Origin of the sequence: Apibacter sp. wkB309, from assembly GCF_002964915.1 — a bacterium.
Taxonomy (GTDB): Bacteria; Bacteroidota; Bacteroidia; order Flavobacteriales; family Weeksellaceae; genus Apibacter.
In genome coordinates this window covers 1-26,748 of sequence record NZ_PSZL01000004.1, presented here as the reverse complement: position 1 = coordinate 26,748, position 26,748 = coordinate 1, and the positions used below count along the sequence as shown (strand labels likewise).

The window sequence follows — 26,748 nt, the reverse complement described above, 5'->3', positions numbered from 1 at the left end:
TTTTTAAAATTTTAAACAATAGAACGTCCTTTTCCCGTTCATTATATTATTAATTTATATAATAACTTTAAAATAACACACTTAAGTAAATCTCACTAGAAATAGTTAATTTTTAAAATATTTATTATGAATAAAAAAATAGCTGTTATTTGTTATGACCATCCCACAAGAAAAACACAAGAAGTATTGTTGCGATTAAAAGGGAAAGGATATCATAAAGTTGATGTATATGCAATACCATTTGTTCCCAGAAAACCTATACAAGCATTAATTACACATCGTCCCACCGAATTACTTCTTACCCTGGAAAATGAACAGTTAGCTAAAAATTTAGGCTATACCTATATAAAAAAAGAAATAGGAGAGTTGGATGACTGTTTTACAGAAAATTCCTATCATTCTATCTTAATAGCGGGAGCAGGTTTATTGCCCGAACAATTAGTTTCCAACCATAAAATTATAAATTCTCATCCGGGATACCTTCCCTTTGTTCGAGGTTTAGATGCTTTGAAGTGGGCGGTATATGAAAATTTACCTATAGGAGTAACGGTTCATTATGTAAACAAAGAGGCAGATGCGGGTCTTTTAATTATTCAAGAAAAAATAGAAATAGCATTAGAAGATACGTTTCATACCCTATGCTTTAAACTTTGGAATTTAGAAATGCAGCTGTTGGTTGATTCTATTGAAAAGGTCGATACCATTAATAATTTTATTTCCTTACCAACGGATGTAACAGAGCCTCATCGAAGAATGCCTCGAGTTAAAGAAGAAAAATTATATTTAAAATTTGAAGAATATAAAAACAAAAATTTAAAATAAGCAGGCTTAATAAAAGCCTGCATCACTAAATAGAATTTAACATGTTATTGAATTTAAATTAAATGAGTTTACAAATTTAATTGGTGAATTTATACATATATTTATAATTAGTCTTTAAATTTTCTGATTCTATTCTTTTTTATCTTATAATTCATTCATAATTAAAATTCAAAACCATTCAAAGTATTCAATAATATTTTAATTAATTTTTATAACAACAATCGCAGTAAATTATTGATTGTGGTCTTGAAAAATATATATTTGGATTTCTAAAAAATATAAATCCGAATTCTTTTAAAAAATATTTTAGAAAGTTAGATAGATATACTAAGCTAGTTAATTTTACTATAGATACTGGAATTTTAAATTTGCTATAAATTACAATTGGCAATAAGTTAGAATGAGTAATACTACTTTTTTCAGTTGAGAACAATATACTTTTAAAAAAATAAGCCAAATTATTTTTCATAATAGATTTATTTATGCTTTTATTAAACACTAATTTCGTGCCAAAATTTATATAATAATAAAGTAAATACCTAATATATATTTCGAATACTGTATAAATAAATAATAAATTGAAGTGGTAATGTGCGTTTTTGTTATACTATATAAAAGAAAAAAACCTTCTGAATTATTATTCAGAAGGTTTTTATATATCTAAAGTTTTGTTTAAAAACTTTATACTTTAATCTCTACTTCAACACCGCTAGGAAGCTCTAATTTCATTAATGCATCAACAGTTTTAGAAGAAGAACTGTAGATATCCATTAATCTTTTATGAGAGTTTAATTGGAATTGTTCACGAGATTTTTTGTTAACGTGTGGAGAACGCAATACGGTAAAAATTCTCTTATGAGTAGGTAATGGAATAGGACCATTAACTACAGCACCGGTTGCTTTCACGGTTTTTACGATTTTTTCAGCTGATTTATCAACTAAATTATAATCGTAAGATTTAAGTTTTATTCTTATTTTTTGACTCATTGTTTTAAAAATTAAACGTTTGTACCCTTAGCTTTAGCAATTACTTCATCAGCTATATTCTGAGGAGCTGCTTCATAGTGGTCAAATTCCATAGTTGAAGTAGCACGTCCTGAAGATAAAGTTCTTAAGGAAGTTACGTACCCGAACATTTCAGATAATGGAACAAATGCTTTAATAACTTTGGCATTATTTCTATCATCCATTCCGCTTACTGTTGCTCTACGACGGTTTAAGTCTCCTACAATGTCCCCCATATATTCTTCCGGAGTTAAAACTTCCAATTTCATAATAGGTTCCATAATAACCGGTTTTGCTTTCTTAGCTGCTTCTTTGAATCCAAGTTTAGCTGCCAATTCGAAAGATAACTGGTCAGAGTCAACCGCATGGTAAGATCCGTCTTTCAATGTGATCTTCATACCGTCAATCTCATATCCTGCTAAAGGACCATTTTTCATAGCTTCTTTGAAACCTTTTTCAACAGATGGGATAAATTCTCTAGGAATGTTACCACCTTTGATTTCGTTTACGAATTCTAATCCGGTTTTTCCTTCATCAGCAGGTCCGATTTGGAATACAATATCAGCAAATTTACCACGACCACCGGTTTGTTTTTTGTAAACTTCTCTGTGATCAGCAGATCCCATTAAAGCTTCTTTATACTCAACCTGAGGTTGTCCTTGGTTTACTTCAACTTTAAATTCTCTTCTTAAACGGTCTACAATGATGTCAAGGTGAAGCTCACCCATTCCTGAAATTACAGTTTGTCCTGAAGCTTCATCTGTTTTTACTTGGAAAGTTGGATCTTCTTCCGCTAATTTTGATAAAGCCATACCCAATTTATCAACATCCGCTTTAGTTTTAGGTTCTACAGCGATACCGATAACCGGATCAGGGAATACCATGCTTTCCAAAATAATCGGAGATTTTTCATCACAAAGTGTATCTCCTGTTTTAATATCTTTAAATCCAACTGCTGCACCAATATCTCCGGCTTCGATATATTCGATAGGATTTTGTTTATTGGCATGCATTTGATAGATTCTGGAAATTCTTTCTTTATCTCCGGATCGAGTATTTAATACATAAGATCCGGCATCTAAATGACCGGAATAAGCTCTAAAGAAAGCCAAACGACCAACATAAGGATCGGTAGCAATTTTAAACGCTAAAGCTGCAAACGGTTCTTTTGCATCCGGTTTTCTTGCGATCGGTTCATCAGTTTTAGGATCTGTACCTTCAATAGCTTCTTTGTCCAGTGGAGAAGGAAGATAACGGCAAACAGCATCTAACATAAACTGAACCCCTTTATTTTTGAAAGATGATCCGCAAACCATAGGTATAATGCTGATATCTATAGTTGCTTTACGAAGCGCTTCGTGGATTTCTTCTTCCGAAATAGAATCCGGATCTTCAAAGAATTTTTCCATTAAAGTTTCATCGTATTCAGCAACTGCTTCGATAAGGTTTTGGCGATATTCCATTACCTCCTCTTTCATATCTTCAGGGATATCTACAATATCAAAAGTAGAACCGAAGTTATCATTATGCCATACAATAGCACGGTTTTTAACTAAGTCAACTACCCCTTTGAAATCTTCTTCAGATCCGATAGGTAATACGATAGGAACCGCATTAGATCCTAACATTTCTTTAACCTGACGGCATACATTAAGGAAGTCTGAACCTTGTCTGTCCATTTTGTTTACAAATCCCATTCTAGGAACTTTGTAATTATCCGCAAGTCTCCAGTTAGTTTCAGATTGAGGCTCAACACCGTCAACCGCACTAAATAAGAAAACTAATCCGTCTAATACCCTTAATGAACGGTTCACCTCAACAGTAAAGTCAACGTGTCCCGGAGTGTCGATAATATTAAAGTGGTAAGACTGTGTATCCGGTAGTTTTTTACCGTCATCAGTTAATGGGAAATTCCAATTACATGTAGTAGCTGCAGAAGTAATAGTGATTCCTCTTTCAGCTTCTTGAACCATCCAGTCCATCGTTGAAGCTCCGTCATGAACTTCTCCGATTTTATGGTTTACTCCGGTATAAAATAAAATTCTTTCCGTCGTAGTTGTCTTTCCTGCATCAATGTGAGCAGCAATACCTATATTACGTGTATATTTTAAATCTCTAGACATATTTTCTTTAGAATTTGAAATGTGAGAATGCTTTATTAGCTTCAGCCATACGATGCGTATCGGTTTTCTTTTTAACTGCAGCACCTTCCTCTTTAGCAGCGGCAATAATTTCAGCAGCTAACTTTTGAGACATGGACTTTTCATTTCTATCTCTTGAATATTTTATTAACCATTTCATCGCCATAGAAATTTTTCTATCCGGACGAATAGGCATTGGAATCTGGAAGTTAGCTCCCCCAACTCTTCTGCTACGTACTTCAACGTGAGGCATTACGTTTTCTAAAGCATCTTTCCAAATTTCCAGAGATGTTTTTTCCTGATTTTCTTTTTTAGTTTCTACGATTTCCAACGCATCGTAAAAAATTTTAAAAGCTATGCTTTTTTTACCGTCTTTCATTAAGTTATTAACGAAACGAGTTACTAACTGATCGTTAAACTTAGGATCCGGTAAAAGCGGACGTTTTTTTGCTTTCGTTTTTCTCATTTTACCTGAATAATTTCGTTATTACTTATTTTTTCTCTTTAGGTCGTTTAGCTCCGTATTTACTTCTTCTTTGTAAACGTCCTTGAACGCCGGCTGTGTCTAAAGCACCTCTGACAATGTGATAACGAACACCAGGTAAATCTTTTACCCTTCCGCCTCTCACCAATACTATCGAGTGCTCTTGCAGATTATGTCCTTCTCCCGGAATGTACGCATTGACCTCTTTACCATTAGTTAAACGAACTCTGGCTACTTTTCTAAGTGCTGAATTCGGTTTCTTAGGTGTAGTGGTATATACACGAGTACATACTCCACGTCTTTGTGGACAAGAATCTAAAGCAGCCGATTTACTCTTCTTGGTAAGTGTGGCTCTTCCTTTTCTTACTAATTGTTGAATAGTTGGCATTTATGCTCTTTTAATTTTTAAGTTTGCAAATGTAGTGCTTTTTATTTATAAATGCAAAAAATAATACGCTCATAATCCACTGATTCATATGATTATTTATTTAAAATTTTATCTATATAATTGATAATTGTTTAATCTAAATTTAAAAAAAATCAACAATTGAATGAATTTTTCGTCAAGTATCTGAATTTAAGTTTTTAACTTTGAGCCTGCTTAAAATTATATAAATACAAATAAATGAACGTGAACTACTTAAAATCGCTATTTTTTGTGGCGTTTGCAGCAGCTTCTTATGGAGTATTGGCAACTTTTGTTCGTCTGTCTTATAACGATGGTTATACTACTGCGGAGGTTACCTTTTCTCAAGCGGTCCTCGGCTTGTTAGGTCTTATCATACTTCATGGTTTTAGTAAAAATAAACAGGTAAGTCAAGAAAAAAAATACACTTTAAAAGACAAAGTATATTTAGTTTTGTGTGGAACATCTTTTGGTCTTACCAGCACCTTTTATTATTTAGCCGTTCATTACGGAATCCCTGTATCTATATGCATAGTTTTACTTATGCAGGCGGTATGGATGGGTGCATTAGTGGATTTTATTGTAAATCGTAAGAAACCTACACTTGTTGAAATTGTAGCCATTATAACCATTCTTTTGGGTACTTTATTAGCAACCAATCTTATCAATGAATCTCACGTTCATTTGAATGCAACAGGTGTAATTTTTGGAATTTTAGCAGCACTATCCTATACTTTTTCAATGTTTACATCCAATAAAGTAGCCTTATCTATGCCCTCTACTTTGCGGTCTGTTTATCTGTTAGTGGGAGCCACCCTTATGGTTTCATTAATTTGGGCTCATGCGCTGATAACTGAACCCTTCCATTTTTCAATATTCTATAAATGGGGTATTATATTAGCTGTTTTCGGAACTATTCTTCCTCCCTTTTTATTTACCAAAGGTATGCCAGTGGTTGGAATTGGAATAGGAAGTATAATCGCTTCCTTGGAACTTCCGGTTTCTGTTATGATGGCGAAATTTGTACTTAGTGAAAAAGTAACTTCCCTGCAATGGGTGGGCATTGTACTTATCCTTATCGCTATTGTTTTACTTAATTTAACTTTTATCCTTCCTAAAAGATTAAAAAAATAAAAAATTCAAAAAAAATACAAATAAGATAAAAATAAGGAACTTTTTAACTTACAATAATTTTCATGTAAAAAATATTTTTTATCGTTTAATTTTAGCCTTTATGCGTCCCGGTAAATATTGTTTCTCATTGATATTTTAAATAACTTGCAAGACAATGAAACAGGATACATTAAAACATAAAGGAAAGAGAAATAAACTAATTAATTTACTTAAGCAAAAAGGAATAAATGATGAAATTGTATTAAATGCCCTAAATAAAATTCCTCGTCATCTTTTTATAGATTCAATATTTGAAGATCTGGCTTATGAAGACCGAGCTTTTCCAATATTATCCAATCAAACGATTTCCCATCCATTTACAGTAGCTTTTCAAACTCAATTATTACACGTTCAGAAAGGAGAAAAAGTTTTAGAAATCGGAACGGGTTCCGGATATCAAACTTCTGTTTTAGTAGCTTTAGGAGCACAAGTCTTTACCATTGAAAGACAAAAAGAATTATTTGAATTTTCCAAAAGAATACTTAAAAAAATTAATTTCACCCCTAAACATCAAATTTTTGGAGATGGATATTTAGGTCTTCCTTCTTTTGCTCCTTTTGATAAAATTATAGTAACAGCGGGGGTTCCCACCATGCCTAAAAAGTTATTGGAGCAATTAGCAGTAGGAGGGGTCATGGTTATTCCTATAGGAGAAAAAGAGCAAAAAATGTATACCGTTCTAAAATTAGATGAAAATACATTTGAGACTATGGAGTTTGGAGATTATCAATTTGTTCCTATGTTAGAAAATAGAGTGATTGAATAACAAATCGATTGGTTTCAATTAATAATTTTAAACCGTATCTATTTTACTAAAAAGCATTATGTTTTAATAATTTAGAAAAAATATAATCTAATTTTCAAATTAACAATTGATCTAAAAAAACATTTTTAAGATACTCACCGAGAAGCATAAGTGTCATAAGAAACGTGTAGATAACGTTAGATCGCTTGATCCTCTAAAATGTATTATACAAAAAAGAGTATCTTTGTTTTACTAAATTTCTAAATATGGTCCATTATTTATTAAGAGAACCTAAGTCAGCTACCGAGACGCCTTCATTAATACTTTTACTGCATGGGTATGGAAGTAATGAGCAAGATTTGTTCAGTTTTGCAGAAGAATTACCCGATGATGCCTACGTGATTAGTTTACGAGCTATACGAGAAATTAGCATGGGGGGATATGCCTGGTACGATTTAGATTTTACCTCAGGAGCCAAAATGATTAATTCCGACCAGGCAATTGAATCGCAAAAAATTATTATGAAATTTTTGGATCAAATCCAAACTAAATATCCTTTTGATACTAATTCCATAACCTTGTTAGGTTTTAGTCAAGGAGCTATCCTTTCTTTTTCATTAGCATTACACCATCCTAAAAGGTTTAAAAAAATAGCCTGTTTAAGTGGATATCCGGATCCGGAATTATTGAAAGACGTAAACATGGGAGATGATTTTTCACAATTGGAATTTTTCTTTTCACATGGAAAAGAAGATCCTATTATTCCCATTCAATGGTCTCGTCAATTCAAATCAATATGTGAAGAATTAGATTTAGATTATGAATATCATGAATACAATGAAGGTCATGGCATAAATTCTGAAAACTATTATGATCTTTTAAATTTTTTGCAATAAGATGAAAATTGGAATTGTTTGTTATCCTACGTTCGGTGGGAGCGGGATAGTTGCCACCCAATTAGGAATGGAGATGGCCGCATTAGATAATGAAGCTCATTTTATAAGCTATAGTATTCCGGCAAAGCTGGATGTCACTTTGCCTAATGTATATTTTCATCAAGTTTGCGTTAAACAATATCCTTTATTTGAATATCAACCCTTTTCCTTAGCATTGTCTACAATCATTGTAAATGTTGCAGAAACTTACGGATTAGATTTGCTGCATGTACATTATGCAATACCTCATGCCTATGCAGCCTATTTTGCCAAGCAAATTTTAAAAGAGAAGGGTGTTGAATTACCGGTAATCACTACCTTACACGGTACAGATATTACTTTGGTAGGAAGTCATCCCATTTATAAATCCGGTGTCGAATTTTCGATCAATAAATCCGATTATATCACCTCTGTTTCCCAAAGTTTAAAACAAGATACTTTTGAGGCATTTACTATTAAAAAAGACATTGAAGTAATTCCGAATTTTATTGATAATTCTGTTAAAATATCAAGCCCGTGTATCCGAAAGAATTTTGCTTCTGAAGATGAAAAATTACTTATCCATGTATCTAACTTGAGAAAAATTAAACGCATTGATGATGTAATGTCGATTTTCAATCTGGTACAAAAAGAAGTTAAATCGAAACTTTTGATTGTTGGAGAAGGACCGGAGACAGAAACTATTGAGCATTTAACTAAAGTGTATCATTTGGAGGATAAAATAAAAACGTTGGGAAAAATGGTAGATGTATCTTCAATTTTAAGCATTGCAGATCTATTTTTATTACCTTCAGAACAAGAAAGTTTCGGATTGGCAGCCTTAGAAGCAATGGCTTGTGGCATACCTGTTATTTCAAGTAATGCCGGGGGAATTACAGAAGTTAATAAAGACGGATTTTCAGGATTTGTATCACCCGTTGGTGACGTTTCTTCCATGGCAAAGAATGCCATTAGGCTGCTGAAAGATGAAAAAATGCTTTCACTTTTCAAAAAACAAGCGAAAGATCAAGCGTTACTTTTTGATAATTCTAAAATAATTCCTATATATAAAAAATTATATGACCGAGCTTTGGGCAATCATTGCTAAATAGTTGAGCTTATATACTTATCAACCCAATCAGCTGAAAAAAATAACATTTATATTCGGATCTTTAATCCATGTAGAATGCGCTAATTTATGTAAACAGATAAAACCTATAAAATAATTACCTGAATGGCTGCTGTATTGTTCTTCTATGGATTCAAAATCATCAAAACCGGAAAATTGATCGTGATATCTCACATAAACCTTATAAATTTTAGTATCGACTAATTGTAATTGTTTATTTAGATGAATATATTTCTTGTTTTCATATCTGTAATCATACGTTAAAGCTGAAATATCAGAAAGCACGGCAGATCCGGTGGGTTTATCTCCCGCACCTTTACCGATCATCAGTTGCTTTTCTGAAAAAGCACTTTCTAAAACCACTCCATTATATTCATAATTTACATGAGCTAACGTATTTTCTTTTTCTATAAAAGTAGGAGCACAAAAACCCGTAATTTCATTATTATTTTTATTGCATCTTGCTATTAACTTGATTGTTAAATTTCTTTGACGAGCAAATTCCAAGTCGAAATCACTAATTCTTGATATTCCGAAATTAAATATAGATTCCGGTTTTGTAATAAGTCCAAAAGCATGAAAAAGAATAATACACAATTTATATTTAGGATCAATTCCCTCAACATCTAAGGTAGGATCTGATTCTGCGAATCCTTTGTCTTGAGCTTCTTTTAAAACCACAGGATAAGAAAGTTTTTCATGGATCATTTTGGTTAAAATGAAATTGGTAGAACCATTAAAAATTCCCGAAACCGATGTTAACAAATCATTGTCATAATATTCTTCTAAATTTCTGATGATGGGAATACTTGCACAAACAGAGGCTTCATAGAGTAGGGGAACTTGGTATTCTTTTTCCAACTTTAGAAGTTCAGGTAAATGTTCAGCAATCATCTTTTTATTTGCCGAAACTACAGCTTTTCCGTTCTTCATGGCCTCTGAAACAATATCAAAAGCAGCATCAGCATCATCAATTAATTCAACAATAACTTCAATTTCAGGGTCTGATAATAACTCGTATTTATCGGTAGTAAAATACTTTTTATCGATTGATCTCGGTTTATCGGGATGTTTAATACATATTTTTTTAATATTTGCATCTACACTTTCGGCTTCTTCTAACACTTTATACAATCCCGTTCCCACACATCCAAATCCAAAAATTCCTAATTTAAGTTTATTTCTTATCATTTAATTATTCAATTTATAAAATTAACCGTTAATCTAAAGCTTGTTTGATATCATTAATCAGGTCATCTACATTTTCAATTCCTACCGATAAACGAATTAAAGAATCTTGAATTCCTGTTTCTTTACGAACTTCAAGAGGGGTTGATTTATGGGTCATGGTGGCAGGATGGCTACCCAAACTCCTAACATCGCCTAAATTTTCAGCTAAAAGAAAAATTTTGGTACGAGTTAAAAAATCTTTTGCCGCTTCTAAAGTATCGTCTTTTAAACTAAAAGATACCATTCCGCCAAACCCTTTTTGTTGTTTGGCCGCAATATGATGATTGGGATGATTTTTTAATCCGGGATAATATACTTTATCTATTTTGGGATGTGTAGTTAAAAATTCAGCAATTTTTTGAGCATTTTGTGAATGTTTTTCCATACGCAGAGATAGAGTTTGAATTCCGCGTAAGGTTAACCAACTATCAAAAGGCGAGAGTACCCCACCTGAGGTATTTTGTAAATATTTTAATTCTTCGGCTATTTTAGGATCTTTCACAACTACAAAGCCGGATAAAACGTCTCCATGTCCTGAAAGATATTTAGTTCCACTGTGTACAACAATATCAGCTCCTAAACGTATCGGTTGTTGTAAAGCTGGAGATAAAAATGTATTATCTACAATTAATAATGCTCCCACTTGCTTAGAAATTTTAGCGATTTCTTCAATGTCGGATATTTTTAATGTTGGATTTGTAGGGGTTTCCAGCCAAATGAAGCGAGTTTTATTTGAAACTGCTTGTAAGACATTTTGAATATCAGTAGTATCAATAAATTTAGAGGTTACACCAAATTTATTATAAACTGTAGTAACTATTCGATAAGTACCTCCGTAAACATCATTTACAGCAATAATTTCATCCCCTTGTTTTAATAACTTTAAAACACAATCCGTTGCTGCCAATCCCGATGAAAAAGCAAATCCGGCAATACCACCCTCTAATTCAGCAATGGCTTGTTCTACAACTTTACGAGTAGGATTAGCCGTTCTTGTATAAGCAAATCCTTTATTCACATCCGGTTCTTCCTGAACATAAGAAGAGGTTTGGTAAATAGGAGTAGAGATAGCTCCGGTAAGTACATCTGGAGTAGAAATATGTACTAATTTTGTTTCTAATTTCATGACTAGGTTGTTTTTTCTAATTAATAAATGCTTTAAAATTCATTAATCATCATAAAACAACTTATACAAGATTCCCATTTATTTAAATGCTAAATTATGAATTAGCTTCTTTATGTAGGTCGAAAGAAGCTCTATTATTTGTATTTTTATGTAAGCTGTTTCGACTTATCTTTCCTTTACGGTTGGATGCAGCACCTACTCATATAAGAGGGTTGCTAAGGTATCATAGGGCCAATTCCCTCCACCTTTCTTGATAAGTAATTTTATTAATGATCGCTAAATATATTACAAAGATACGTTTTATTTTTTAATTTCCAATAAAAAACCATTTTATTATAATATTTATAAATGTAATGTATCTTTAGTAATCATTATAATATAAGATTTAAAGTATGCTAAACAGAAATGAATTTACTAACAGAAGCGTTTAAATAACCGTCGAAATTAATTTCAAGTTGAAATAATACAATTTTTTGTGATGGTAAATAATTTACTGTAAAGCATGATTTATAGTAAGATCAATTATAATATTTTGCAATATAAATGATCTTTTAACAACCCATTTATTATATACTGATTTTATTTGTTGGAAAGCTTTTTTAATACATTTTCAATCATTTGCATTCGGCTGTCTAATTTTTGTGACGCAGCATCTAATGTAAACCCTTCTTCCAATAATTCTTTTATTAGAATCATTTTTTTAATATTTTCATAATTGTATCTTCTGTTTTTTCCTTCCTGTTCTGTAAGACTTTTGATAATTCCTTTATCTTCCCAATACCTAATTTGTCGGGTAGGAATTCCCGTTATTTGAGAAACTTCGCCAATGCCCACAATTAATTGCTCTAAAAATTTAAAATCGAAAGATAAATGATTGGTTTCGTTCATTTTGTAAATTATTTACATTATTTGAAGTAAATATACAAAATAAAAGTTAAATTTGTAATTGTAAATAATTTGCATAAAATGTAAATATTTAACAATAAAATATAATTAAAATTTAAACACTATGTTCATAGACAAAAATGTTATTATAACCGGCGCTACAGAAGGAATAGGCTTGGGAATTGCTCGTGCTTTCGCCAAACAAAGAGCAAATCTTGTTCTAATTGCCAGAGATCCTCAAAAATTAAACAACATTAAAGAAGAATTTTCGTCGTATCACGTAACCGTTTCTCTGATTTCTGCGGATTTAACGGAAATTGAAAAATTACCTTCAGTTGGTAAACTAATTTTAGAAAAAGTAAAGACAGTTGATGTGTTAATCAATAATGCAGGAATCGGTCGTTTTAATCCTTTTGAAGAAACATCTGAAGATTTATTAGATAAACATATTAATCTTAATATGAAAGCACCTTATATACTGACTCAAAATTTGTATCAATCTTTGAAAAAATCTAAAGGAAATATAATTAATATTTCATCTTATTTTTCACACAGAATGTTACCGGGAAGAGAATCTACTGCTTACTCCATGACTAAGGGCGGTATAGATTCATTTACTAAATCATTAGCTTTTGAGGCAGGAAAAGATGGAATTCGGGTTAATGCTATTGCTCCGGGAAGTATCGATACGCCGCTTCTTCGATATAATTTAGAACAACTTAGCGAAGAAGGGAAAACAAATTTTCATACAATGATTAAATCTATATATCCGATGGGAAGTATTGGAACGGTAGAAGATATTGGGGCGGCTGCTGTTTTCCTGGCTTCCGATCAAGCCCGATGGATTACTGGAACGATTCTATCAGTTGATGGTGGATTAACAACTAATTAGTTAATAAAAGATAGCATAAAGGAATATAAAAAAACCAATCCGTTTTGGGATTGGTTTTTCAATTCTATTTATAGTACAATATTGACAATTCGTTTAGGCACTACAATAATCTTTTTAGGTTGTTTGCCGTCAAGATAATTCGGTGTTTTTTCATGGGCCATTACTGCTTCTTCAATTTCTTTAGGAGTAGCGGAAATAGGCATTTCAATTTTAAAACGTACTTTTCCATTAAAACTAACCGGATATTCATGTATTTCGGAAACAAGATATTCAGCGTTGAATTCAGGGAATGCTTGAAATTCAATGCTGTTTTCATATCCCAATTTTTCCCATAGTTCTTCTGCAATATGTGGAGCATAAGGAGAGATTAAAATGCACAAAGATTCTAAAATTTCTCTTTTATAGCATTTTATTTTTACCAAATCATTGGTAGCAATCATAAAAGAACTTATGGATGTATTGAAAGAAAAGTTATCCAAATCCTCTTTAACTTTTTTTATTAACTGATGAATTATTTTTTGTTCTTCTTTAGTAGGTTTTTCATCCGATACAAAGAAAGTTTCTCCTTCACCGGAATGATACAGTTTCCAGAATTTTTTTAAGAATCCGTGAACTCCGCTAAGTCCTTGAGTATTCCAAGGTTTAGCCTGTTCAATAGGTCCTAAAAACATCTCATACATACGTAAGCTGTCGGCTCCGTATTCATCACAAACATCATCTGGATTAATAACATTGTAGTAAGATTTTGACATCTTTTCTACTTCTCTCCCGCATATAAATTTACCTTCTTCAAGAATAAACTCTGCATTTTTGAATTCATCTCTCCAATTTCTTAATTTTTCTAAATCAACTTCATCTGTAGTTCCTTTAAGAAGTTTTACATCAATATGCAGTGGAGTGGTATCTTGTGCTTCATGTAATAAATTGTAAGAGATGAAGTTATTAGTTCCGTTAATTCGGTATATATAAGCACTTTGACCTAAAATCATCCCTTGATTAATTAATTTTTGGAACGGTTCTTCTTGGGCACAGTATCCATAATCTTTTAAAAATTTATTCCAAAAACGTGAATACAATAAATGTCCCGTAGCATGTTCACTTCCTCCAATATATAAATCTACATTTTCCCAATAATTTATTTTTTTAGTATCCGCAAAGCAAGAATGGTTAGTTGGATCTGTGTATCTGAGAAAATACCAGGAACTTCCGGCCCAACCGGGCATTGTATTCAAATCTAAAGGAAAAATCGTGGTATGATTAATACGGTCGTTACTAACAACTTGTTCATTTTCAGTATCCCAAGCCCATTGTGCAGCACGTCCCAACGGAGGGTCTCCGTCTTCAGTGGGCAAATATTTTTCAACCTCCGGAAGAAGTAAAGGTAGTGCAGATTCCGGTAAAGCATAGGGAATATCATTTTTATAATATATAGGAATAGGTTCCCCCCAATATCGTTGACGAGAAAAAACGGCATCTCGTAATCGATAGTTGGTAGTTCCGTGCCCGATTTTCATTTTTTCAATTTCCGCAATAATTTTAGCTTGAGCATCTTTAACAGTCAATCCGTCTAAAATTTGGGAATTGATACAGATTCCTTCTTTAGAAGAAAAAGCTTCTTCTTGAACATCGGTTCCTCCTTTAATTACTTCAACAATCGGAAGTCCAAAATGTTTAGCAAATCGATGATCGCGCTCATCATGAGCAGGAACAGCCATTATGGCACCTGTTCCGTATCCATATAATACGTAATCTGCAATATAAATAGGAATTTTTTTATAAGTAAAAGGATTTATAGCATAAGCTCCGGTAAATTGTCCTGAAACAGTTTTAGCATCTGCGATTCGCTCCCTTTCCGATCGTTTGGTGCTTTGATCTTTATATTGGTTTACGGCTTCGTAATAAGTTCCGGTAGTAATTTGATCCACAAGAGGATGTTCAGGAGCCATAACCATATAAGTTGCACCAAATATTGTATCCGGACGAGTGGTGAAAATTGTAACGGTTGTCTCAGAATCAGCAACAGCAAAATTGATTTCTGCTCCTAAAGATTTTCCGATCCAATTACGTTGACTTTCTTTGATTGATTCGCTCCAATCGATGGTTTCCAATCCGGAAAGAAGTCTTTCAGCATAAGCCGTAATCCTCATAGACCATTGCATCATGCTTTTTTGATAGACAGGAAATCCTCCTCGTTCAGAAACCCCATTTACTACTTCATCATTTGCCAGAACCGTACCTAAGGCGGGACACCAGTTAACGGTTGTTTCTGCACGATAAGCCAATCGATAATTTAAAAGGATATGTTGTTTTTTTTTATCTGAAAAACGGTTCCAATCTTCAGCCGAAAATATTTCAATTGGTGAGGTACAGGCATTTATTTTAGCATTACCTTCCTTTGAAAAAATATCTACTAATTCAGTAATAGGACGAGCCTCTTGCGAAGAAGTATTGTAATATGAGTTAAAAAGTTGGATGAAAATCCATTGGGTCCATTTATAATAGTCGGGATCAGATGTTCTCACTTCACGATTCCAGTCAAAAGAAAATCCCAATTTTTTCAACTGATTGTTATATCCTGCAATAACATTGTCTTTATTATCTATACCCCCGTTGATATTAACTTCTGTGGTTATCGCCGGATGTTGGCCTGTTTGAATAGCATATTGTTCGGCAGGAAGCCCGAAACTGTCATAACCAATGGGATGAAGTACATTAAAACCTTGGTGGCGTTTAAACCTTGCATAAATATCAGAGGCAATATAACCCAGTGGATGACCTACATGTAAACCGGCTCCCGAAGGATACGGAAACATATCCAATACATAAAACTTGGATTTATCTGTATGGTTTGATGCAGCAAATGTTTGTTGCTCTTTCCATTTTTTTTGCCATTTTTTTTCGATTTCCTGAAAATTATATTGCATGGGTAAAATTGAATTAATTTTTTGCAAAGGTAATGATTTATTCAATTTTTAAAATTGTATTTCAGCTCAAAGCATACGTATTAATTTCAATAGTGAAAGAGGATATATGATATGAAATATATATAATAATTCTTACAAACTTACTTACGCTTCAATATAATAAAATTTCTTAGACTGTAAAATTTATCGGAACTGTCCCATGCAACTGTTTTCAATTTATTTTCCATTTCCGGCCATACTTCATTATTTTTTAAAGTTTCAATCATAATCTCCCGACTGTTTACATTAGCATAATAGATGCGAAGCCAATATAAATCTTCATCTAGATCTTCCTCTTGAATTTGCTCCTCTATGATTTTAAATAAATTTTCGGGAATATTGAAATCGCCTTTGCACCCAAAATTACCGATATATACCTTCCATTTGTTGCCTTTGATCTCCCATTCTTCAATTCCGATTTGATCATGATTAGTAATTTGCCAAAAAGCAGATAAAAACACATGAAATGAATTAGTTACAAAATTTTGAAAAGCATTTTGTATGGCATTAATTTTATTTTTACCAATACCTAAGTAGCTTTCCGAGATAGTTTTTTTATTGGCTAAAAGTAAGGTTATATCTAAACGTATGCCGGCTCCGTTTTCATATTCTTTAAAATCAAATGTTTCAGCACGCATGGCAGGAAGTTGTTCATCAACCAAAAGCCAGTCTTTATATTCAATGCTGGGTAGGTCATGAGCAAGAAGCATATTAGCGAGAATTTCTTGAGGTGACATAGATTATTTTTCTTCAAAATTACATAATATCTTTATTTAATACTACAACTAGTACAAGTACGTAACTCACGAATACCGCTTCATATATTTATCATAAATCGCGTTGATACTATAAAAATATTTTGATACAAAATTTAAATAACCAATAATTTATATTATGTCTATTATGTCTATTAAATTTAAAATTATCAATTCTACAATATAATTAATTAAAAATATTAATTTTTTTAGTTGTAAAACCATCATGTGTATATTTAATAAAAATAAAATAATATATTTGTTGCTTTAATTAAAAAATAATCATATTACTATGAGAAAATTATACTTAATACTTCTTATAGGGGCTAATTCCATATTTACATCTGCGCAAAAAGGTAGGGTAATCGGGCCGGGAGGTATTCCCGGTGCTGTTTTATGGATGAAAACAGTCCCTGAAACAAAGAATCTTAACGGTAGATATCTTTGGAAAGATTTTTCTGGAGATTCTTTACGGCTAAATTACTATGATAGTGGAGGAGAGTATATAGTTGAATGGAATCCATTCGGTAGATCCATTAATTTTAATCCATCGATACTCCTAACTAATCCAAGCTCCAGTAAAGAAATTCAAATTAAAAGTGGAAATTTATCTACTGCCACTATTCTGGGTACTTATGCTGAAGCTAGTATACTTGGAAGTAAATTTGAATATCCGGATTATATTTTTACACTTAACGGGGTGAAAGGAAAAGGATTTGTCTTAAATAAAGATAAAATCATTCACAGCGATGAAAGCAACAAAGGAGTTTTAGACTATGGCTCCGAAGAAGGCTATGATTTAATGTATCATCCGAACGGGAATTCAAATTCAGATTTAACGGCTTATCAAGAAAAGACCATGCGTTTGTTCACTTATTTTCGTGCAAATAAACGAGCAACTAACGTATGGGGTGAAAGAATGAGTTCTACCTTATCCATCGGTGAGAAATTTTATTCTTTCAATAAATATAACAATTCGACTTATAATACAGATCTTTTTGATCCTAATTCCATATACAGAGCGTATATGCCGGAATTAATCATGTACGATCGTATATTAAATCCGCTTGAAAAAATTAAAGTAGAATCGTATTTAGCCTTAAAATACGGTTTTATGTTAGAAAATTCCTTGATAAATAGTTATGATAAATTACTTTGGGACAAAGATGAGAATGTAAAGTATAATCATCGAGTTACAGGTATTTACAGAGATGATATAAGTGGATTATATCAACGAAGAAGTACCACATCCTACGAAGAAAGTCCTTATTTTACTTATTCAGCACAAGGAGACTCCTATGATGAGTCCAATAATTACAATTTACCCAATAAAAATAAATTATTGGTTATTGAAAAATTCCCGGCTAATTCCATGTCTGATTCTGAATATGTGATTTGGGGTGATAATAATAATGATATTAAAACATCTCAGATTGAAAGCATTGCCGGAATGAATATCATGAATCGTCGATGGTTAGTAAATACCGGTAATATCAGTAATGCAGAAGAACAAGACGTAATTTGGAAATTGCCTGAAAATTTTGAAGCAATAAAAGAAAAATATAAATTTTCCCAAGTAAAAATGGTTAATGATCGCAGCAAAGATTCTGAGACAGCGATCATGTATACACAAGATCCCTTGAAAGGATATGAAGGTCATGCTTCTTTAACCTTAGGCAATCCTTTTGGAGGAGTTATGTTAAAGTTCGGTACAAAAGAGGTTACAAATCAACAAAAACCAAGTGCTGATTATGGAGTATTCATAGACCATCAAGGAAAAGTATTTACCATTATTAGAGGTATAGTAAAACATTATATCAATCACAAAGTAAATGTTGGAGATCGGGTACAAATCGATAAAACTAAAGATGATTTTATCATACGATTTAACGGATATGCACCCCCTATTCCCGGGTTAGATTCTCCCAATATACCTTTGGATAAGGAAGATATAGATCAACCATTCCATGTCAGTCTGGTCATGTATAAGTGGAATTTAGAATCGATTGTCAAAGATGTAAGGACTGGAGGATTTGTGAATAGCGGTAACAAAGTTGAATTAGGATATATTCAACATCGGGCGGAAGAATTCTCGGAATATAAAGATGGAAGAACATATCTTTTAATTGACCGATCCGGAAAAGGAGATTTTAAATTAGAAAATACCGATTTTTATTTATCGGATGAATACGACCCATACAGACAAAAAATAATATTTAATAATGTATTCTTTGATACGGATTACAACGGAAAAGATGTATTTACTTTCGGATACCGGCCAACCAATATAATTGCTAAAATAAATAAAAGCAATCCAACCTGTGATGCTTCCTCTCATAGTAATAATGACGGATCCGTACAAGTGAAAATTCTTAGAGGAGATGAAGGATTTGAATATGAATTAGTTGATAAAAATGATAAGGAAGTAAAAAAATCCGGAGTATTTTATGGTAAAGATTTAAATTTAAGCGGACTTTCAACCGGTGAATACACCTTGAGATTAAAAGAATTGGGCGGTTTCAATATTCTATCCGATTCTACCGGTGTGGAAGCAAAAGCACATAGTATACAAAGTATCGATTGGGATAGAGGAGGATTTTTTGAAACAACTATCAAAGGTACCAATCAAAATTTCCAAATGGGATTAACTCTTAATCCAAGATCGAATTCAGTAGCCGACATTGCAATCCATGCAGGATTTGAAATCAATCAAGGACGCATATATATAATAAAAGACTATGTAAAAAGCAACACTCCATTAGCAAATGTTGTGCTTAAGGAAGGAGATCGAGTTCAAATATATAAAGACTTTAACGAAAGACAATCGCCGTATAAAGTATACTATAAAATAAACGGTGAAACCTTTTATACGGAATATATTACCCTTTACCATTTCTTTGCAATTAAATTAAACAATAATGTGGGAGGTGTTTATAATATAAGAAACACAGACGGATTTAATGAATCTCAACCTAATTATTGGAAGTATCAAGGGGCTCATTCCTATCCTAAATCTGAAAATCTATCTAAGAGTATTTTGGAACAAACAATCATATTGAAAGATGATTGTACGAAAAAAGAGGAAGAAACAGAAAATCAAGACATACCGGATAAAACCAATAAGAATGTTCAATTTTATTATAAAGATTTTAAAAACAAATCTGAAATAACCGGTACTATTAAGTTAAAACAGCCATCCGGAATTATGATTTCAGTTTTCGACTTTTCAGGAAATATGGTTTTTAATAAACATATGAACAAAATCGATACGGAACATACCTTCGATCTTACCGGACTTTCCAAAGGTGTGTATATAGTGAAAATATTTTCCGATGAAGGTGAATTTACCAAGAAGATTTCAATAAACTAAATTACTAAAATAAGTACATCATTATGAAATTAAATTCAAAGCAAGCCCGTTTTGTTTCACTCGTGTTACTATCCACGATGGCATTACAGAGCTTTTCCCCATATATTCCTTTAATTGAACATAAGAAGTATGAATTAAGGGAGAAACGTTTAGTACTTACTAAGCATTCTAAAACCGTTGATGAGAATTCTGAATCTGGAAACCCTCAAAAATCGGTAATGAATAAAGGTGAGGAAACCCAAAAAAATAGTAAATCAGAAAAATTAATTACTTCAAAGTCTATTCTTTACAGTGCTAATATTTCAGAAGGAGTAATTGGTACTTTAGAAAATAAAATTTTTGATAATCCGGAAGATAATATTTTCACGATATATCTGGATCAAAAACCGCAGCAAGATCAAAAAGTATATTTGACTTATGAGTTGTATGGAGTTTCCGATAAAAACGGAATTTCCAAAAGTATCAACGACCGAATGAGCAGAGGAGGATATTTAGTGAAAAAATATTCCGGATGGACTCATCAAAAAGAAGAAATAAATTCTGATTGGCTGAAAACCGGTGATAACACGATTCAATTTGCTATTCCGCAGGATGCCGGATACGGATATAAAATAAAGAACTTAAAAATTGAAGTAGAAAAACAAGAATATCCCATAGGTACTATTACCTGGGAGGCATTTGCTTTTGAAGGAGGAGATACCTATGTAAAAGGATATTTTGCAGACGGAAAGGATCGCAAATTAGTTATTAATAATACAGAAACTTCGACCTGTCAAGGTGAATTTGAAGTTGTACTTTCCGGTAAAGTTCCTACCGTTGAATTGGTTACCGAAGGAATTAAAAATGTAAGAGAATCCAAAATTGTATCCGGAAAACAAGATTACTCGTATTCCTTGCAATCAAACACAGCACAAGAGCAAATTTGGTTTAAAAAAGATAAGACAAATAATAAAATACATCTTTTAGGAGCTGAATTGAGTGTAAATGGTAAAAATTTGTTAAGTGACAAGCAAATACTGATTAGAGGATTAAGAAGTATTGACATTCCCGCATTGGATATGGGAATGAAAAATGTGACGGGAAAAGCAGACGGGTATAAATTTTTACCTCATGGAGAACATTTCAATGAAGGGGCAATACTTAAGTTGGCTTACGACCGCACCAAAATTCCGAACGGCTATACCGAAAAAGATATCCGTACCTTCTATTTTGATTTGGAAAGCCATCATTGGGTAGCTTTGGAACGAGACAGTATAGATACCAAAAATCAAGTAATCATATCCCGAACTACTCATTTCACCGATATGATTAATGGGGTGATACAAGTACCGGAATCGCCGGAAACTAATGGTTTTACACCCACAACCATGAGCGATATTAAAGTTGCCGATCCATTGTCAAAGGTGAATTTAATAAGCGCACCGACTGCCAATAATCGTGGATCCGCAGCGTTAAGTTATACCTTTGAAATGCCTCCTGCCCGTAATGGAATGAGTCCGTCTCTAGGTATTCAGTATAACAGTGATGGAGGTAGCGGATGGTTAGGCGAAGGCTGGGATATGAATATTCCGAGTATAACAGTAGATACCCGTTGGGGGGTACCGAGATACGATACCTCAAAAGAAACCGAAACCTATATGATGGATGGGACCCAGTTGGTAACAATGGGAGCTGATGGAAATACGTCCATAGCCCACAGAGGAGAAAAAATAGCCAGGAAATCAGATCGATTATTTTATTCCAGAAAAGAAGGGAGCTTTGCTACCATTCAAAGGAAAGGATCTAATCCGGGAAATTATACCTGGGAAGTAACCAACAGAAAAGGGGTTAAATATACTTACGGAGGAAATGGAGGAATACTTAAAGGAACTGTTACCGATATATCCGGAAATAGCAAAGACGTAATTACGGAATGGAAAGTTTCCAGAGTAGAAGAACTTCACGGAGATTGGATTGAATATATTTATGAACAAGTGGAAGAACCCGTAAAAGGAGGTTTGAAATCCAAAGCTTTATATCTTAAAGAAGTACATGCCGGTAACAAAGGACAAAATCCGCATACAGTAGTTAAATTCACCTCTGCCAAAACTAAGCAAAAAGAAACAAATTCAGCTCGATATGGATTTTTTACCTCTTCAAATCGCTTACTTACCCATGTTGAGATAGACTTTGAAGGAAGTAAATTAAGAGAATATGAATTAAAATATAAATCCGGAGCATTTTATACAGATCTTTTAGACCGGATAACGCACAAAGACGATCAAGGAAAAGAATTTACTTCCAATCGTTTTGAATATTATGATGATGTTAAATCTCAAGAGGGATATATAGCCTTTAGTCAAAGTGAAGAAACTTGGGCAAAAAAAGGAGAAAAGATAAACGAAAGTTCCACAACAACCTATGGAGGATCTTTTTATGCCGGGATAGGTCTTAATAATGGCGATGTCATCTTTAATAGTGGTACCATAGGAGGAAGTTATAGTTATAGCAATAGTGTAACCGAAGGTAAATCAATTTTTATAGACATCAACGGTGATGGTTTAACGGATAAAGTATACCAAAAAAATGGAGTATTATATTATGAACCTAATTTGCTAACACCTCTCAAAGGAGAAAAATTTGGTAAACCTTTAGCCATAAAAGGTGTAAACAAATTCTCTAAAACCAAATCAACCAGCACTAATACCGGTGGATCAGCCAAAGTAGGGAAATGGATGGCTGCGGTGACAGTAGGAGTAAGCGGAGGTACAACAAATACAACAACAACGGTTTACTTTTCTGATGTAAACAGTGATGGATTGATCGATATAGTTTCCAATGGAAAAGTGTATTTTAATCGAATAATTCGAGATAAAGACGGAAATCTTATACCCAACTTTTCTTTAGAAAGCGCTACAACTCCCAGTCCGATTATGGGGGGAGGAACTATTGACAGTTCTGATACTGCGGTAGATCCTCAGGAACAAAAAGATCTTATTTATAATTCTCCACTTTATGATGTAGTAAAAGTATGGGAAGCACCTTTTGACGGGAAAATAAGAATAGAAGGAAATGTACAACTACAAGCACCAACGGGAGATTACGACACTGAAGAGTATGAAAAAGCCGACGGGGTGAGGGTTGCTATCCAATATAAAGGAAAAGAAAAATGGAATAAGAGTATAAATAAAGGTGATTTTACTAATTATCCTGCCAATATAAAATTATCCGAGACTATAAAAAAAGGGGATAAAATTTATTTCCGAGTACAATCCGGAAACCAGGAAATGTCTAATGGAAGCTTTGATCAAGTACAATGGAATCCTGTTATAACCTACGAACAAACCGCCCTTGCTGAAGCAGACTTAAACAGTATAAATCCAGACGGGCAAAAAATGTATCGTTTTTCATCCTCAGAATCCCATATAGCTTCACAGGATGTAGCAACAAGTGTTGGTGATTTTAAAAAAGCCGTAATATTTGGAATTTTTGAAAAACCGATCACATCTGATGACGTTACGGTAAAAGTTATTCAAACCAATGACAGTCGTTCCGAAGAAGTTATAGTTTATGAAAAAACGTTTAATTGGAACGAAACACATCAAGGAAATTTGGAAATACCTGTACCCGAAGGCAAAAATTGGACAAACTTTTATTTTACTTTGAGTTCACCCAGTCAAGTGAATTGGAAAAAAATTAGTTGGAAACCACAGATAAAATTAGATGACAGCCAAGAGGCAGAACCTGGAAGTGTTAATTACAGCGTTTACCATCAGAAATGGGAAGGAAGTTACTATCCTTTAGTTTTTGAAAATGCAAGCCAAACTAAAAATATATCGCTTACATTTCAAGCGCTGGCAAATGATCCTATGAATTCTTCCGTTTTGAATGGAGATCTTGCGATTACCATTAAGAAAAAAACCGGATTATTGGGAAGATATAAAATCAGAGTTGAGAATGGAATTGTCGTTACTCCACCTTTAACGGATTTGAAAGTTGAGGCAAATGGGGCTTTAACTGAAAATATTTGGGTGGAAGCATTTACCAAGGATGCAACGATCATCAAAAATTTGAAAGCTTTAACTTTTACTTTGCAAACCGAAAACGGATTGTCGTCTAATGGATATGCAAATATTTTTGTAAAAGATTCAGACAAAGGTTTTGGACCTATGTATCGCGGATGGGGTCAATTTATCTACAATGCCAATGCCGGACGTTATGCACGTCCTATAGATGAAAAGGAATTAAAATTGCCGCAGGATGAAAATGCTGATATGGATCCTCGTACCATGATTTTTATTCCGATGGGATTAGATAATGAAACCAAAAGTTATTGGACGGGAGCAGACCGCTATGTATATACAAAAGATTCAAGCATGAGTGCATCCCGATTAGGTGAAAAAGAGGTTAAACTTACCAACCCATTGGAAGGTTTAAGTAATAAATTTACCTCTTCAGGAAATTGTCTTCAAGGATCTTCGGCAGTAGGAGTAAAGTTACTAAGTAAATCCAAAAGCACAACAAAACAATCGGGAGCTAATAAAGATGAAGGAACTTTAAAAGGGTTTGGAATAACATATAATAGTTCCGAAGGCAGTGACGAAACTCGTTTGTCATTTACCGATATGAATGGAGACGGATATCCGGATATTATAACCAAAAATAAGATACAATTCACCAATACCCGTGGAGGATTTGACGGTGAAGTGATTGATTCACGTAACGGATTTCCGGGCAATCATCGCAGCAATACCACCAGTCAGGCTTATGGCTTAGGAGCTAATCCTATATCTGCGGCTGCCCTTTTTACCAAAAAACAGAGTTCGGAACAACAAAATTCTCAAGATTCTAAAGCCTCAGAATTGGGAATAAGCTCTGTAGACTTGTCTATCAGCGCTCCGAAAATGAGTGAAAATGTGGAACATACCTTGATAGACCTCAACGGAGATGGTTTACCGGATAAAGTGTATAAAAACGGAAAAGTACGTTTAAATTTGGGATACAGCTTTACTCCTGAAGTAGATTGGGATATAACCGAAATACAATCAGCAAAATCCGAAGCAATTTCCGGAGGCGTAGATATTCCGATAGTTGCCAAAGCCACCGATAAAGCATCTTCAAGTTTTGCCGGAGGTATTAATGTGACCACCGTAACCAACAATCCTACCTTTAATTTGATGGATGTCAACAGCGATGGTTTAATTGATAAAGTACGTATTAGTGACGGAAAAGCGTGGGTGTCTTTAAATAGAGGAACTAACTTTGCTCCCGAAATAGAGTGGAAACAATTAAGTCGAATTGCAAAATCAAACTCGGTAAGTGTCTCTACCCATGTAGCGTATACTTTAAACGTTATTATTCCTCCACCTTTTAATTTGAAATTTTCAATCAATCCGGGTATAAACTCTTCAACCTCTACCGGTCATACAACTTTTGAGCTTAAAGATGTTGACGGTGACGGATATCCTGATATGGTATGGACGGATAATTCGGGAAGTATAAAAGTGAAGCGCTCTACCATTGGAAGAACCAATAAATTGAGCAAAGTATCCAATTCCATAGGGGGAAAATTCATGCTTGATTATAACCGTTCCGAAGCTACTTATGAACATCCGGGAGGAAAATGGGTGTTATCATCCGTAGAAATTGATGACGGAATTCATGATGATGGGGCTAATATGCGTACTGAATATAACTACCTGGAAGGAAAACAAGACAGACATGAAAGAGAGTTTTTAGGTTTTGGAAAAGTTGAAAAAATTAATATAAATACCGAAAATAACAATCAAGTATATAGAAAAACAATTGAGGAATATGATGTTACGAATTACTACACTTCAGGTAATTTATTAAAAACAACCATCACCGATGCTCAAGGGAAAAAATATGCCCAAACTGAAAATAAATATTATCAATACGAAGTAAAACAAAAGGATAGAAACAATTATAGCATTTCTTCCAACATAGTATGTTCTGATGACCAAGCGTCCTTTGCTCCACTACAATATACCCGCAATATGGTGTTTGAAGGTAAAGATCAAGGGATAATAACCAATGAAACCTGGTATTCGTATGACTTGGTAGATCAATACGGAGAACTATCCAACTACCGATACAGTGATAGCGGAAATTTAGGCGAAAACGGAGCAGGAAGCTATAACTATCAAACATCCATTTCCTATACCTCTAATCCTAATAAGAACATTTTCGGATTACCGGTAAAAGTTCAAGTCAAAGGATCCGGTGGAAATGTTCAAAGAGAAGTAACGGCAGAATATGATTTAAACTATGCTAATCATATTACCCGAGTTCGTCAAAAACTCAATGATAAAGAAGAATCGGTAACTGATATTACTTACGACAAGTACGGAAATATTACCCAAAAAACTTTACCGGCCAATACTAAAGGCCAAAGAATGTGGTATAAATATCGATACGATAAAGATTACCATATGTATGTAGAGCGTATTGATGATGCTTATGGATATACCGGTTTATTAGAAAATTATGATTATCGCTATGGAATACCGTTAACCAGCAAAGATATCAACGGATATTTCACAGAAACCACAATAGATAATCTGGGAAGAATTGAGACCATCACCGGACCCAATGAATTGGAATTGGATTTACCTTATACCATAAAATATAAGTATAATCCGTCAGTAGTTTTAAATTCAGATGGAGATATTGAAAACCCAGCTTATGCAATAACTTATCATTACAATC

At 33.3% G+C, this 26,748-nt stretch carries 17 protein-coding genes and 1 riboswitch; of the genes, 8 read left to right on the top strand and 9 right to left on the bottom strand.

The features are described 5' to 3' along the window. The first annotated feature begins 126 nt into the window (after nt 1–126). A complete protein-coding gene (locus tag C4S75_RS03875) occupies nt 127–822 on the top strand; it encodes a formyltransferase family protein (protein ID WP_105297012.1) in 696 nt (231 codons plus the stop codon). A gap of 681 nt (nt 823–1,503) precedes the next feature. Here the strand turns inward: C4S75_RS03875 and rpsJ are convergent. Genes rpsJ through rpsL form a run of 4 tightly spaced genes read right to left on the bottom strand, consistent with a single transcriptional unit; the run spans nt 1,504 to nt 4,840 of the window. Then, nucleotides 1,504–1,809 carry a 30S ribosomal protein S10 gene (gene rpsJ, locus C4S75_RS03870; protein ID WP_055425679.1) on the bottom strand — a complete coding sequence of 102 codons (306 nt, stop codon included), beginning with the start codon at nt 1,807–1,809 and terminating at the stop codon, nt 1,504–1,506. Nucleotides 1,810–1,820: 11 nt separating this feature from the next. Beyond that, nucleotides 1,821–3,950 carry an elongation factor G gene (gene fusA, locus C4S75_RS03865; protein WP_105297011.1) on the bottom strand — a complete coding sequence of 710 codons (2,130 nt, stop codon included), beginning with the start codon at nt 3,948–3,950 and terminating at the stop codon, nt 1,821–1,823. Between the two features lie 7 nt (nt 3,951–3,957). Continuing rightward, nucleotides 3,958–4,434 carry a 30S ribosomal protein S7 gene (gene rpsG, locus C4S75_RS03860; protein WP_055425681.1) on the bottom strand — a complete coding sequence of 159 codons (477 nt, stop codon included), beginning with the start codon at nt 4,432–4,434 and terminating at the stop codon, nt 3,958–3,960. A 25-nt stretch (nt 4,435–4,459) separates the two neighbouring features. Beyond that, a complete protein-coding gene (gene rpsL / locus C4S75_RS03855; protein WP_055425682.1) occupies nt 4,460–4,840 on the bottom strand; it encodes a 30S ribosomal protein S12 in 381 nt (126 codons plus the stop codon). Nucleotides 4,841–5,077: 237 nt separating this feature from the next. Between rpsL and C4S75_RS03850 the strand changes: the two genes are divergently transcribed. The 4 genes from C4S75_RS03850 (at nt 5,078) to bshA (ending at nt 8,798) form a co-directional block, all read left to right on the top strand. Further along, on the top strand, nt 5,078–5,992 hold the full coding sequence (locus C4S75_RS03850; protein WP_105297010.1) for a DMT family transporter: 915 nt from the start codon (nt 5,078–5,080) through the stop codon (nt 5,990–5,992). Between the two features lie 154 nt (nt 5,993–6,146). Then, the gene (locus tag C4S75_RS03845; RefSeq protein ID WP_105297009.1) at nt 6,147–6,797 is read left to right on the top strand and encodes a protein-L-isoaspartate(D-aspartate) O-methyltransferase; all 651 of its coding nucleotides are present in this window, start codon (nt 6,147–6,149) and stop codon (nt 6,795–6,797) included. A 245-nt stretch (nt 6,798–7,042) separates the two neighbouring features. Continuing rightward, on the top strand, nt 7,043–7,672 hold the full coding sequence (locus C4S75_RS03840) for an alpha/beta hydrolase (protein ID WP_105297008.1): 630 nt from the start codon (nt 7,043–7,045) through the stop codon (nt 7,670–7,672). 1 nt (nt 7,673) lies between these two features. After that, a complete protein-coding gene (gene bshA / locus C4S75_RS03835) occupies nt 7,674–8,798 on the top strand; it encodes an N-acetyl-alpha-D-glucosaminyl L-malate synthase BshA (RefSeq protein ID WP_105297007.1) in 1,125 nt (374 codons plus the stop codon). A 30-nt stretch (nt 8,799–8,828) separates the two neighbouring features. Here the strand turns inward: bshA and C4S75_RS03830 are convergent, their stop codons facing one another. The 3 genes from C4S75_RS03830 to C4S75_RS03820 all read right to left on the bottom strand — a co-directional run bounded on the left by C4S75_RS03830 (nt 8,829) and on the right by C4S75_RS03820 (nt 12,063). Then, nucleotides 8,829–10,010, bottom strand: a complete 1,182-nt coding sequence (locus C4S75_RS03830; RefSeq protein WP_221404050.1) for a homoserine dehydrogenase — start codon at nt 10,008–10,010, stop codon at nt 8,829–8,831. 28 nt (nt 10,011–10,038) lie between these two features. Beyond that, on the bottom strand, nt 10,039–11,175 hold the full coding sequence (locus C4S75_RS03825) for a PLP-dependent aspartate aminotransferase family protein (RefSeq protein ID WP_105297006.1): 1,137 nt from the start codon (nt 11,173–11,175) through the stop codon (nt 10,039–10,041). Nucleotides 11,176–11,337: 162 nt separating this feature from the next. Further along, a riboswitch (SAM riboswitch) is annotated at nt 11,338–11,435 on the bottom strand. A gap of 319 nt (nt 11,436–11,754) precedes the next feature. Beyond that, on the bottom strand, nt 11,755–12,063 hold the full coding sequence (locus C4S75_RS03820; RefSeq protein WP_105297005.1) for a MerR family transcriptional regulator: 309 nt from the start codon (nt 12,061–12,063) through the stop codon (nt 11,755–11,757). Between the two features lie 121 nt (nt 12,064–12,184). Here C4S75_RS03820 and C4S75_RS03815 point away from each other — a divergent pair, with 121 nt between their 5' ends. Beyond that, nucleotides 12,185–12,952 (top strand): SDR family NAD(P)-dependent oxidoreductase, encoded by a 768-nt coding sequence (locus C4S75_RS03815; protein WP_105297004.1) that lies wholly within the window; start codon nt 12,185–12,187, stop codon nt 12,950–12,952. A gap of 68 nt (nt 12,953–13,020) precedes the next feature. Here the strand turns inward: C4S75_RS03815 and leuS are convergent, their stop codons facing one another. Both leuS and C4S75_RS03805 read right to left on the bottom strand, forming a co-directional pair. Beyond that, nucleotides 13,021–15,876: a leucine--tRNA ligase gene (gene leuS / locus C4S75_RS03810; protein ID WP_105297003.1), complete on the bottom strand. Its 2,856-nt coding sequence runs from the start codon at nt 15,874–15,876 to the stop codon at nt 13,021–13,023. Between the two features lie 140 nt (nt 15,877–16,016). After that, nucleotides 16,017–16,652 (bottom strand): DUF6348 family protein, encoded by a 636-nt coding sequence (locus C4S75_RS03805; RefSeq protein ID WP_105297002.1) that lies wholly within the window; start codon nt 16,650–16,652, stop codon nt 16,017–16,019. A gap of 310 nt (nt 16,653–16,962) precedes the next feature. Here C4S75_RS03805 and C4S75_RS03800 point away from each other — a divergent pair, with 310 nt between their 5' ends. Continuing rightward, nucleotides 16,963–20,040, top strand: coding sequence for a T9SS type A sorting domain-containing protein (locus tag C4S75_RS03800; RefSeq protein WP_105297001.1), 3,078 nt, complete (start codon nt 16,963–16,965; stop codon nt 20,038–20,040). 23 nt (nt 20,041–20,063) lie between these two features. Then, a partial coding sequence (locus tag C4S75_RS03795; RefSeq protein WP_221404049.1) for a toxin TcdB middle/N-terminal domain-containing protein occupies nt 20,064–26,748 on the top strand: 6,685 nt, incomplete at its 3' end.